Here is a 12,055-nt window from a genome sequence, read left to right on the forward strand (position 1 = left end):
GAGTCATTAGTCATTAGTTTGTACAAATGGCAAATGACAAGTGACACAGGACAAAGGATAAAGTACAAAAAATACCTATGCCCTACAAACTGTTGTTTGTCTGCCTGGGAAACATCTGTCGTTCGCCATCGGCAGAAAACATCATGAATCATCTCGTCGATCAGGCTGGATTAAGTAACAGCATTATCTGTGATTCTGCTGGTACATCTAGCTATCACATTGGTAGTCCGCCTGACCGCCGGATGAGTGCGGCGGCGGCTGCTAAATTAGGAATTCAACTGCGTGGTCGAGCCAGACAATTTGCCAAGTCAGATTTTCAGGAGTTTGATTTGATTTTGGCAATGGATCGAGACAATTACGATGATATTCTTGCTCTTGATCCCACTGGCAAATATCACCACAAAGTGCGCTTAATGTGTGATTCTTGCACTCAACATAACCTGAAAGAAGTTCCCGATCCCTACTACGGGGGAGTGGAGGGATTTAATCAAGTCATCGATTTACTGGTGGATGCTTGTGAAGGTCTACTTCAGGAGATTACGCAGCAAGAATTACAAGCTTGATTGATGCACAAATAGTTTATAACTTACGCACAAAGGTTATTTTTGAAAAATGGGTGTAGGGGTATCCCTACACCCTCTTCCAAAGCCTTAATTTTTTGTATCAATGGGTAAGTTCGATAGTTATTCGACTAGACCATGTTTCATTGCAAACCGTACCAGTTCAGCTCGGTTACTGGTAGCGGTTTTTCTTAATAAACTACTAACGTACTTTTCTACCGTTCTGGGACTCAGGTGTAATTGTTGACCCATTTCCACATTTGACAAACCATGAGTCAGCAGTTCTAAAACTTCTTGTTCTCTGGAAGTCAGGGAAGAGAAAAACTCTGGTTTGTCTAGGTGAGTAAAGACAGAGTTCTGAGCTTCTACAGCTGTTGCTGGAGTCGAATTAGTCAGATTTTCTTTATGAGAAACGCGGTATTGTGATTGAATGATTTGCGATCGCTCCAATAAATTGCGAATAGCCGCCGCTAATTCCTCTAACTCAAACGGCTTGGGTAAGTATAAATCACAACCCGACTGATAGCCCAAAATTCTCTCTTGGGTCTTGGTACGTGCTGTTAATAAAATTACAGGCAACAAACGGAATCCTGGTTGTTGGCGCACTCGGCGTACCAGTTCATAACCATTCATCCTTGGCATGACTATATCAGTGACAATTAAATCAGGACAGTATTCTTCTACCATTGCCAAAGCTTCTTGACCGTCATTAGCCGTGATCACCGAGTAGCCAGACAGTTCAAGATAATCGCTAATAGACAGACGAGTGCCCAGGTCGTCATCCACCACAAGGATCGTCAAGGGCATGGACAGTACACCCCTAGCATTTTTATTATTTGGAAATTTGCTTCTACGCGCTTTTTCAGTGAACACAGCTAATAATAGTGTTCTTATGTTTCATACTATGACAGGATTACCAGCTAATGACTGCCCGAATAGATAAATTATAAAGAAAATCTTAAATCATTAGGAGTGACTCAAGCAGTTTAACGTAGGTTGTATAGCTAGTGCTTGCTAGACATAGAGACTTTTGTAATTCTTCACAAATTGCAATTAACTCAGAGTAATAACTCACCATACCGTAAATCATATTGACTTTATAAATCATAATGCAGCAACTTGTGAGGCAAAAAACATTTTACTTGATAGTTGTCAAAAGCTAGATTAATAGAATAACACTGATATTCCGAGAATAATTAATTTATAGTGGTTTAATATGCCTCTATAAATTCACCTGCCAATCTCAAGGATTTTGGCAACACATTTAAACTTATAAAAATATCAATGAGTGAAAAAAGCGAAAGTTACAAAGTCATTAGCGACAACCGTCAAGCCCGTTATTTGTATGAAATCTTGGAAACTTATGAAGCTGGTGTGCAGTTGACTGGAACGGAGGTGAAATCCATTCGTGCTGGCAAGGTGAATCTCCAAGATGGTTATGCTTTGATTCGTGATGGAGAAATATGGCTAATTAATGTGCATATTTCTCCATATACTGCGAGTGGGCAATATTTTAACCATGAACCCCGACGCACACGCAAGTTATTGCTGCATCGCCAGGAAATTCGGAAGTTGATTGGCAAAGTAGAACAGCAGGGTTTGACACTAGTACCTTTAAAAATGTATCTCAAGCGAGGCTGGGTAAAAATCAGCATTGCCCTTGGTAAAGGTAAAAAACTCCATGACAAGCGAGAAGACCTCAAACGTCGTCAGGATCAACGGGATATTCAAAGGGCGATGAAAAATTATTAGTCAATGGTTAATAGTTAGGAGAGAGGCTGGAGACTAGAGGCTAGGGGCTAGTATTTTTACTCATCACTTTTAATCAAGAAAGTATAAGGAAAATATTTCAGACTTCAAAATTCAGACTTCACACTTTTTCTTTATATACCCTCAGCGTGAGTTGATAAACAGCCTAGTTTATGGCTACAGATTGATTCTGGTTTCCCTAGGAGTCGATACAGTGGTGAGTAACTATGGAACCAACAAGGAACCTCACCATGAAACTCAACTTGACTCAAGCTGTTAGTGCTGGAGTATTAACATTAGGTATGGCAATTATGCCTTTAACATTGCCTGTGCAAGCTCAAGACAACACTACTACAACTACTGGTGATGCGCCCAGAACAACAACTTACGCTCGCAATGATTTTGATTGGGGTTGGTTGGGATTATTAGGTCTCATTGGTTTAGCAGGTTTAGCTGGTAGAAAGCATAACGATGAACCTACCCGCTATCGTGATCCTAATGCCCCTGGTGCTACTAGCTACAGGGACTAGCACCACAAAATAAAATGCGGCAACATCAACAACAGAAATGGGCAAGTTTGCAGTGGAAACTTGCCCATTTATCTCATACCAAATTAAAAAATGATTGCGACAGATTGATGGCTCAAAAGCTTACCGATCAACCCTTACCCAATCCAAAATCTAAAATCTAAAATCCAAAATGGTATCAGTCAGGAATTACGCACAAAGGTTGTCTGTTGAGGATGGGTTTAAGGATGTAAGGGTTTTGAACACCTACACCTTTTCCTAAACCTTGATTTTGCATCCTACGGCTTAAGTCCTGTCAATGTTAACTAGCAGACTCTGGATTAGATGAATTAATGGCTTGGTTACTATCTTGATGTAGTGGCCGCCAGTAACTTGCAATGATAGCCACCATCAACCACCAAAGTGTATTTACTTCCGGCCGGAACCAAATTGTATCTACAGTACCGTGGGCTAACATTCCCAGTAAAGTTGCACAAGCACCAATTAGCCAAAAACCTTGAACATTTCCAGATTCGCGCAATCTCCGCAGTTGCATAAATGCTGAGTTGAAGGTGACTACTATCAACCACAGGAAACAAGCCAAACCAACAAAGCCAGTTTCCACAGCCACCTCTAGCAGAATTGAGTAGGCGCTTAAAGCACTATAACGAGGACGTTGATAAAGTGGGTAAACTTTATTAAAAGCGTTGTGACCGGGGCCAATACCAATAATAGGCCGATCGCGGATCATTTCAAAAACAGCATCCCAAACATTGCGGCGATAATTGTTACTACTATCTTGGCGATCGGCAAAAATACTAAAAACTCGCAAACGTACAGGCTCAACAAAGATGACTGCCAGTATCAATAATCCCAGCAAACCGCCCATAATGATCGGCAGTGACCAAGTACGCCAAAAAGGAGGTAGCTGTAAACTCTGCCAATAAACTAATAATGCGATCGCTGTTAAAACTCCTACTACTAGGCCAATCCAGCCACCACGGCTAAAAGTCAAAACTAAGCAAGCCGCATTCACAACTACCATTGTCAACGCTAAAGCTTTTTTGACCCAACCTTGCCAAACAAAAATTGCCACTAAACTCAAAACGACAGCTGGCATTAAATAACCAGCCAACAAGTTAGGATTACCCAAATAACTATAAACCCTAGTTGTTTTAGACAAAGGTGATTCTGGATCTACCCATGTAGCTAATTGGGCAGCACCAAAAAACCATTGCCTTAATCCATATACACTAACAATTAGCGATATATGTAGATATAACGTAATAATCCAAGACCGGAGTCGTGGCGACCTGAGTACCCTAGCACAAAGAGCAAACAGCAACAAATATAGTGTTAAAGTTGCCAAGTCATTTAAAGCAGCCTTTTTCACTGGTGATAATGCTGTAGCTACCACAGCAATTCCCCAATAAAGCAATACCAACAAGTGAATCGGCGTGACTAATGGTGCGTTGACTGGTATTGGTTCATCAGATAAAGTCAACAACAGCCAAAAACCTACACATGCTATCAGCAGTACTCCAATCAATGTACTCGATACAAAAGGCGCAAGAACATAAATTAAGCTGATTAAAGCAGCTGCAATTATGTCTCCCCACTGAAGCAAAATGCTACTTTGCCGCCAGGAGTTCAGCAAACCAATCGAACAACGACGTAAATAGCTCGTTGCCAGGTATTCTTTGAGTGGTAAATCAGATAAAGTCAATCGTTGCCAGACTAAATTCATAAGACACGCTGCATTTAATGAGCCGAACTGCACAGACAGAACTTGCCCTCAATGATAATGCGGGTGATTATAAACAGAGAACAACAGCGATCGCAAGTTAATATTGCATTTGGGCGAAAATCGGAATATCACATCTAAAAATTGGACAGAAATCGAAATTTAAGATTTTAATCTTTTTACTTAAGGTAATCCCACAAATAAATCATCTCATTTGTTTACTCCACAATACTTCTGTCCTCCTTATCCTTGAATAACGAAATATTTTTTAATCTCAGCCTCTGATGTCTCTGAAGACGAGTGTTGATTGATTTGATGATGCTGATTGATGGGAAAAAATTAGTAGTTGGGTAGATTCAAAAGAATTAGCTTGTGATTAAATTTCGTTAACAGCTTCGCTCGTATTAGCCGTTTGTAGTGGTAAAGACAGTACATAACGGTGTCCAGATTCTGCTGAACCTTGAATCGAAATTTGTCCACCATGCAATTCCGCCAGCTGACAACTGAGCAACAAACCTAAGCTTTCACGAGATAAACCATTATTACTCTTAACTAATTCCATCTCAGGATTAGCGATCAATAAATCTGAGTAAGAATCATTTAAGTTGGGTGATTGTTCTAGTGCTATTGTCAAACCTCCTAATTCATCTGGGTTTGCGGCATAAGCACTGTATGATACTGCTTCATTGGTCAATTCCAATAAAGATAAGGGATGAAGCCGAAAATAAGGATCAACTTCAGTAATTCCATCTCCCAACCAAGGGTGTGAAACCCAAACAGTAATATTCAGGGTATTTTCCTTGTAAGAGACATGAATCCGCACAATACTACCTGTAGCGGATAACTGAATTACGCTAAACACCATGTGATAAAGAATTTGCCGCACTTTGTCTTTATCCAAAGGCCAAATGCGACCACGCCCTGGTTCTATTGATAGGCGAATATCTTGCTCCCGACGGTTAGCTGGCTCTTCTAAGCTATTAATAGCTTGTTGGCATAACATTTCGATGTCTACTGGAGCTAGGTTGAGACTCTGGGAATTGTCCTCTACAGTACCTAATTCAGTGATCTCGTTAACGAGAGAAAGTAAGTAACGACCACTATGTTGGATAATTTCGAGGTACTCTCTTTGCTTGGTTGTCAAAGGCCCATAAATTTCTCTACCTAAAACACTAGCCATACCCAGCACAGAAGTTAAAGGAGTACGTAACTCTTGGGTAAGTTGACCTAATAGTTCTAGTTTTAGCTGTTTAGTAGAATGTGATTCTTTTTCTAAACTCGCTGATGAGAGCTTAATGCCATTGCTAGACTCTTCATTGATGAATAAAGTAGACCCATTCTTTTGATTGCTTTTTTCTGGTCTACTTTGCAAAAGTCGGTTGCGTTCAAACTCACTCATGCTCCAACGAGCAATGATTTGCAGAAATTCAATATCTCGGTTTTTAAATTCGCGCGGTACCAAATCCATCACGGCTAAGGCACCCAAACAATGACCGGAAGAATCAATTAATGGCACTCCCAAGTAGGCGCGAATGCCATATTCTTGTACTAATTTACTAGTAACAATAGTATTACTACTATATTTATGAGTGTCGTTAATGACTAGTTCTCTGCAAGTTTCCACGACTTGGGTACAGAAAGATTCTCGGCGCAATAACTGACGGTTTTGCGCCAAATGATTCATTAATCCCAGTCTGGATAAACCTACTGCTGACTTAAACCAGTGACGTTCCTGATCTACAAATCCCAATATGGAAATTGGTGCTTCCAAAAAATGGGCAGCCGTTTGAGTAGCTTCCTCAAAAACTGGTATTGTTTCGGGTTGTCGCAAACCAAGTTCTGACAGCACGGTGAGGCGCTGTTGTTCTCTTGTTTCTTGAGAAGCCCAACCATCCTTAAGAGCAAATAAGTTATTTTCAGGCTCTACCATTGCCACCGCTACCTTGATAATTCGTCGATATTGTAATATATATAACCACTGTTGCCGGGTTATGATTTCCTATTGTTAAGCATTCCCCAATTTTGCCCTCGACAAACAATAATTGCATAGAAATTTTATATAACTGTGGAAATTACGGATAAATAAGAGGATGTCACGATTACTCAAGGTTTTGATATCAGACAACGTTAGTTTTTAACTTGACTTGGGTAATATAATTCTAAGATTGGTATAAAAGTATTTTCTCTGTAGTAATTGTATACATAGGGCAAAAATGAGGTTTTCTGCCGTACTTACGCAAACATTGTTTATATCTCAAATATTTTTTACGTATAAATACTGTTAAATTAACTTAATCGTATTTAAGGGAGTATTTTGATGTTTGTGAGCAGAAAATACAGATTATTCTAGTATTTAACAAATGATAAAAATCTATTTTTCCAGCAATATAAATTCGTCAGTAACCAAAATTAGTATCAGGCTTTTATGTTTGTTATTCATGGATTTTATGGCAGAAAAAATTATATTCAAGAGTAAATTTTATCAAAGGTTTACTTATGTTTTACAAATCTGATTTGTTTAAAGTTTATGGTTAAACAATCAGTTTACACAGATTTTCGAGCAAGTTTTACACCTAAAGTTTGAGGCGCAATTATCAATGAATAAAATGGTTGTGAGAGTCCCTTTTGTTGATTTAAATTTACAACATCAACCAATTCAAAATCAATTAGAACAAGCAATTAATAGTGTATTAAATCGGGGAGATTTTGTTTTAGGTAAGGCATTGGCAGATTTTGAGACAGCTTTTGCCGCAGCATCTAATTCAGAATATGGTGTGGGTGTAGCCTCTGGAACAGATGCGATCGCTCTTGGTTTACAAGCTTGTAATATTGGTGTGGGCGATGAAGTAATTTTGCCAGCCAATACTTTTGTTGCCACATTAATTGGAGTGTTACGGGTTGGCGCAAAACCAATTTTAGTTGATTGTGACCCCGATACAGCCTTAATTGATTTAGCCGCAGCAGCGAAAGTAGTTACCGCCCAGACAAAAGCCATTATTCCTGTACATTTGTATGGGCAGATGGTATCGCCAAAACAATTATTAGATTTTGCCGCTACATACAAACTATTAATTTTTGAAGATGCCGCCCAAGCGCACTTAGCTGAACGCGAAGGTTATCGGGCTGGTTCTGTGGGGACAGCCGCCGCTTTTAGCTTTTATCCCAGTAAAAATTTAGGGGCTTTTGGTGATGGTGGAATGTTAATTACCAAAGATCCAGAAATTGCCCAAAAAATGGTGCGCTTACGCAATTACGGTGCAGCCCAAAAATATGTGCATGTGGAACCAGGGACAAATAGTCGCCTAGATACCTTACAAGCAGCAGTGTTGCTGGCAAAATTACCTTATTTACAACAATGGAATAGCGATCGCAACGCCATCGCCCAACAGTACGATACTCAATTAGCCCCCTTAGCATCTGCTGGCATTATCCCCATCCAAAATCAAAGCGGCGCAGGACACGTCTATCACCTCTACGTCATTAAAGTGGATGATCCTACCTCACCAGAACGCCGCCAGCAAATTCAAGACAAACTCTCAGCCGTCGGCATTCAAACAGGAATTCACTACCCAATTCCTTGCCATCTCCAACCAGCATTTACCTACTTGGGCTATCAACCAGGAGATTTCCCCCAGTCTGAAAAACTAGCCAAACAAATATTATCTCTACCCATGTATCCTGGTTTAAGCAGTAGCCAAATTCAAGAAGTTATGGCAGAGATTACATCAATTATGAGTGGCGAACAACAACAGTTGTTATCCGTCTAACAACCAAGAATTCAGGAGTTACTGCCGGAGAGTGACCACATTTCGGCAAGCTCAATAACCATCTGCGCGGTTTCCAAAGTATTGATTTGAGGTTAGTCCGCGCAGGCGGACTTCGATTGTGTAGCCCCAGACTTTAGTCTGTGGGCATAATGAAATTCATCCCAGAGACTAAATTTATCATCTGATGCTCTTTTGACTCCTGAGTTCTGAATTCTTCAATACTTTAAAATCATGGCACTTCCGCAACACATTCAAATTAGAAGCACTCAACAAATACTGAGCATCGCAATTTTAGGTGTATTAGCATTGCTATACACACCCTTGTTGCTTCATTGGCTAGATGGTTGGCTACACAAAACTATCAGCATCGAACACGAATATTTTAGTCATGGAATAATCGGTCTACCATTTGCTGCTTATTTGAGTTGGTTAAACCGCAAACAATGGCAACGCTTACCAGATAGCACTCATCCCTTGGGTGCTTTTTTACTGTTAATCGGCGGCGTATTTTATCTAAGCGGAATTGCTGATTGGGTTAACCTATCTTTGCCAATTATTCTGACAGGATTGTGCCTGTGGTTTAAAGGTGTGGCAGGTGTGCGCTTACAAGGCTTTCCGTTGGTATTGATATTTTTAGCAACCCCCACTTTTGTACCTTATTTATTAGTTCCCTACACCTTACCCCTACAAAGCTTTATCGCTGGCACAGCCGGATTCATACTCAATCAAATTGGGATGCAAGTCACCGTTGATGAAATCAATATTTACGTTGGTGGACGCATTGTGGAAGTAGCGCCCTATTGTGCAGGGCTAAAAATGTTGTTTACAACTCTCTACGTCAGCTTAATGCTGCTGTATTGGACTGGTGCTTTGGTTTCCCGACGCATTAGTGTTTGGTTTATGTGTATTTCTGTAGCCATTAGCGTTACCGCCAATATTATTCGGAACACCTTCCTCAGTTACTTTCACGGCACAGGTAACGAAGCCGCATTTAAATGGTTGCATGATAGTTGGGGCGGTGATCTGTATTCTGCTTGTATGCTGTTATTACTCGTACCATTACTGAACTGGATGAACAACAATTTGTTAGCAGATCCAGAAATTGCAGAACCAATAGAAGAGCAGAACTAATAAATGCTACTTTTACTGAACTCAGAGTACCAATTATTCAGTAAAATCTTGCGTAAATCTTGCAAATTTTACTGATGATTTCCTTTTCCAAGGTTCTCAAAGAAAAACAGGTGACTTATATAATACCTCTGGTATTGTTGCTGCTGCTCTTGGCAATGGGCGCAGTTCCCAGCTACTTAAAAGGGCGCTGGGAATGGAAACAGCCGCCACCTGTCACCACCCTCAAGGAATTAAAAAAAATACGTAAAACCGGATTAACCATTCCTGGCTGGGAAACAACTCAACAAGCCGAACAACAAGTAGGCGAACATAAATGGTCGTTGCAAGTTCTCAAACAAGCAAGTCCACCCACTCAGGTGATTTTGCTATTACTGCCACAAAACGGCCCGAAGGATCAACCGGAAGTGGAATGGACGGAGATTAACGGCTGGGGTAGGTTGCGCTGGGGAAAATGGGATATAGCCCAAGAACGTTCTCTGGAATTTTCAGTGAAACCGTCCCAAAATGCTAGTTCTACTGCTGATGCGTTGGTAAAAGCGAGATTTTTCCGCGTTTCCACGCAACAAGATACCTTTGCTGTTTTACAGTGGTATGCTTTCCCCAATGGTGGCAACCCATCACCTTTGCACTGGTTTGTTAAAGATCAATTGGCACAGTTGCAGAAACGCCGAAATCCCTGGGTAGCAGTGAGTATAATGATACCGATTGAGCCTTTGGGTAACATAGAAACTACCAAGTCACTAGCTCAATCTTTGGGTGAAACGGTGCAAACTAGATTAATGGCAAATGCTTTATCTAGTAATCCTAGATGATACATGAACAAAAGAGACAAGGCAGTCCCGATGAAACTTGTTTCATAGCCAAGCATGAAAGTGGGACTAGCATTTTTACTCAGCACTCAGCACTCAGCACTTTCAAGTCCGAGAGATGTTAATCAATCATTTAGGATTGCTATAGCCAGTTGAGAAGTATTTTGGGTTGTAACTATGTGAACTTAACTAAAGAATGTGGAAAACCTGTTATCTTTGATCCATCAATTTCCCAGAGTGGCAAGTTAAAAATTTGCCTCTTATCTATAATCAATTCTGCAACTCAAAACAAATATACAAGTTACTTTCAACCTAAAATAACGACTCGGTAGAATTAATTCTCAATACAGTTTGACCGCACCGATGCTTATAGTTTCCCATCCTTATGTACGTGCATTTAGCACTTTATGTTTTGTGAGTTTTCAGGCAGGTGTTTGGCTGACAAATTCTGTTCAACCTGTTGTGGCTCAATCTTTACCATCTCCCACAACATCACCAGGGCAATTACCTGTACTACCACCCGAAAATCCTGCCCAAGAAGAATCACCACTACAACCTCCCGCACCGCCTCCAAATGCTGATAGTACATTTCCCAATGAAAGTGGCGCGGCTTCTCCCCAACTCAACCGTTACCTTTTAGGGCCGGGAGATGTAATTAATGTGACGTTTCAACGTCCTTCTGGTGCTTATCGCTTGGGGCCGGGAGATTCTATTAGTGTGATAGTTCAACGCTTCCCAGATTTAAGTTTTGAAGCTTCTATTAATCCAGAAGGTAATATTGCCGCACCCTTGCTCGGCACTGTAACACTACAAAATTTGACTTTACAAGAAGCTCAAGAAAAAATTCGCTTGTCATTCAATCGTTATGTTATTAATCCTGTAGTGGTTTTGTCTTTGAAGGTTCTACGCCCGGATTTGAGTTTTCAAGCTCCAATTAGTCCTGAAGGCAATATTGTTGTACCACAAGTGGGAATATTATCTATACAAGGTTTGAGTTTAGCAGAAGCTCAAGAAAAAATTCGCTTAAGTTTAAGTCGGGTTATGGTTGATCCGATGATTTCTGTATCTCTATCTGCCACAAGACCTGTACAAATTACGATTAGTGGTGAAGTTTTTCGCCCAGGTATTTATTCTGTCACCTCTGCAACCCCAAGAGTTGCTGATGCTTTACTGATAGCTGGTGGTTCTACAATGGGTGCTGATCTGCGTCAAGTGCAAGTACGGCGGACATTAATGGATGGTTCTGTGATTTCGCAAAATATTGATTTGTATGCTGCATTGCAAAATGGTGCTTCCGTGCCGAATTTACGCTTGCAAGATGGCGATGCAGTGATTATCCCCCGTCGGGAGGTGGGTAATGATGATGGTTATGATCGCAATTTAATTGCTCGTTCATCTTTAGCTGTACCACAAATTCGTGTCCGGTTGTTAAACTACGCTGCTGGAGGACTGGTGACACAAACCCTACCAAATGGCAGTACTTTTGTAGATGCTTTGGGGGGAATTAATTTAGATACAGCAAACCTCCGAGATATTGCTTTAATTCGATTCGATCCAGAACGGGGCCGCGCAGTTACGCAAAGGCTTGATGCCAAAAAAGCACTTTCTGGTGATATATCTCAAAATGTCCCGTTACAAGATAATGATGTTATTGTTGTTGGTCGCAACTTGATTACGAGAATCACCAATATCTTTAGTACAATTACTCGGCCGTTCTTTGATGTTCAAAGTTTTATCCGCTTCTTCCAATTTTTTGGCGGTGGCTCAAATTAAAACATCTCTGGCTTGG

Annotated in this window: 10 protein-coding genes; 7 read left to right on the forward strand and 3 right to left on the reverse strand. The window is 40.6% G+C overall.

What is annotated here, in order from left to right; translation table 11 throughout:
• Positions 1–77 precede the first annotated feature (77 nt).
• Complete coding sequence (locus H6G79_RS26515) at positions 78–563, forward strand: low molecular weight protein-tyrosine-phosphatase (protein WP_190593027.1); 486 nt, start codon at positions 78–80, stop codon at positions 561–563.
• Positions 564–683: 120 nt separating this feature from the next.
• On the opposite strand, the gene H6G79_RS26520 is transcribed toward H6G79_RS26515, so the two are convergent.
• The gene (locus H6G79_RS26520) at positions 684–1,367 is read right to left on the reverse strand and encodes a response regulator transcription factor (protein WP_190593028.1); all 684 of its coding nucleotides are present in this window, start codon (positions 1,365–1,367) and stop codon (positions 684–686) included.
• Positions 1,368–1,844: 477 nt separating this feature from the next.
• Here H6G79_RS26520 and smpB point away from each other — a divergent pair, with 477 nt between their 5' ends.
• Together smpB and H6G79_RS26530 are read left to right on the forward strand one after the other, a co-directional pair.
• Positions 1,845–2,312 carry an SsrA-binding protein SmpB gene (gene smpB, locus H6G79_RS26525; RefSeq protein WP_190593029.1) on the forward strand — a complete coding sequence of 156 codons (468 nt, stop codon included), beginning with the start codon at positions 1,845–1,847 and terminating at the stop codon, positions 2,310–2,312.
• Between the two features lie 248 nt (positions 2,313–2,560).
• Positions 2,561–2,839, forward strand: coding sequence for a WGxxGxxG family protein (locus H6G79_RS26530; protein ID WP_190593048.1), 279 nt, complete (start codon positions 2,561–2,563; stop codon positions 2,837–2,839).
• Between the two features lie 298 nt (positions 2,840–3,137).
• Here H6G79_RS26530 and H6G79_RS26535 read toward each other — a convergent pair whose 3' ends face one another.
• Both H6G79_RS26535 and H6G79_RS26540 read right to left on the reverse strand, forming a co-directional pair.
• A complete protein-coding gene (locus H6G79_RS26535; protein ID WP_190593030.1) occupies positions 3,138–4,562 on the reverse strand; it encodes an IctB family putative bicarbonate transporter in 1,425 nt (474 codons plus the stop codon).
• A gap of 373 nt (positions 4,563–4,935) precedes the next feature.
• Positions 4,936–6,489 (reverse strand): GAF domain-containing sensor histidine kinase, encoded by a 1,554-nt coding sequence (locus H6G79_RS26540; protein WP_190593031.1) that lies wholly within the window; start codon positions 6,487–6,489, stop codon positions 4,936–4,938.
• Positions 6,490–7,156: 667 nt separating this feature from the next.
• Here H6G79_RS26540 and H6G79_RS26545 point away from each other — a divergent pair.
• The 4 genes from H6G79_RS26545 (at position 7,157) to H6G79_RS26560 (ending at position 12,039) form a co-directional block, all read left to right on the forward strand.
• Entirely contained in the window at positions 7,157–8,326 is a 1,170-nt protein-coding gene (locus tag H6G79_RS26545) for a DegT/DnrJ/EryC1/StrS aminotransferase family protein (RefSeq protein ID WP_190593032.1), read from the forward strand.
• A gap of 231 nt (positions 8,327–8,557) precedes the next feature.
• Positions 8,558–9,457 (forward strand): cyanoexosortase B, encoded by a 900-nt coding sequence (gene crtB, locus H6G79_RS26550; RefSeq protein WP_190593033.1) that lies wholly within the window; start codon positions 8,558–8,560, stop codon positions 9,455–9,457.
• 74 nt (positions 9,458–9,531) lie between these two features.
• Positions 9,532–10,269: a cyanoexosortase B system-associated protein gene (locus H6G79_RS26555; RefSeq protein ID WP_190593034.1), complete on the forward strand. Its 738-nt coding sequence runs from the start codon at positions 9,532–9,534 to the stop codon at positions 10,267–10,269.
• 360 nt (positions 10,270–10,629) lie between these two features.
• Entirely contained in the window at positions 10,630–12,039 is a 1,410-nt protein-coding gene (locus tag H6G79_RS26560; protein WP_190593035.1) for a polysaccharide biosynthesis/export family protein, read from the forward strand.
• Positions 12,040–12,055 lie beyond the last annotated feature (16 nt).

It is taken from the genome of Anabaena sp. FACHB-83, from assembly GCF_014697485.1.
Classification (GTDB): domain Bacteria; phylum Cyanobacteriota; class Cyanobacteriia; order Cyanobacteriales; family Nostocaceae; genus Nostoc_B.

What these genes read in the sequence shown, in the direction of transcription:
- H6G79_RS26515 (WP_190593027.1), top strand. Translation starts at nt 78, where the DNA reads ATGCCCTACAAACTGTTGTTTGTCTGCCTGGGAAACATCTGTCGTTCG.
- H6G79_RS26520 (WP_190593028.1), bottom strand. Translation starts at nt 1,367, where the DNA reads ATGCCCTTGACGATCCTTGTGGTGGATGACGACCTGGGCACTCGTCTG.
- smpB (WP_190593029.1), top strand. Translation starts at nt 1,845, where the DNA reads ATGAGTGAAAAAAGCGAAAGTTACAAAGTCATTAGCGACAACCGTCAA.
- H6G79_RS26530 (WP_190593048.1), top strand. Translation starts at nt 2,561, where the DNA reads ATGAAACTCAACTTGACTCAAGCTGTTAGTGCTGGAGTATTAACATTA.
- H6G79_RS26535 (WP_190593030.1), bottom strand. Translation starts at nt 4,562, where the DNA reads ATGAATTTAGTCTGGCAACGATTGACTTTATCTGATTTACCACTCAAA.
- H6G79_RS26540 (WP_190593031.1), bottom strand. Translation starts at nt 6,489, where the DNA reads ATGGTAGAGCCTGAAAATAACTTATTTGCTCTTAAGGATGGTTGGGCT.
- H6G79_RS26545 (WP_190593032.1), top strand. Translation starts at nt 7,157, where the DNA reads ATGAATAAAATGGTTGTGAGAGTCCCTTTTGTTGATTTAAATTTACAA.
- crtB (WP_190593033.1), top strand. Translation starts at nt 8,558, where the DNA reads ATGGCACTTCCGCAACACATTCAAATTAGAAGCACTCAACAAATACTG.
- H6G79_RS26555 (WP_190593034.1), top strand. Translation starts at nt 9,532, where the DNA reads ATGATTTCCTTTTCCAAGGTTCTCAAAGAAAAACAGGTGACTTATATA.
- H6G79_RS26560 (WP_190593035.1), top strand. Translation starts at nt 10,630, where the DNA reads ATGCTTATAGTTTCCCATCCTTATGTACGTGCATTTAGCACTTTATGT.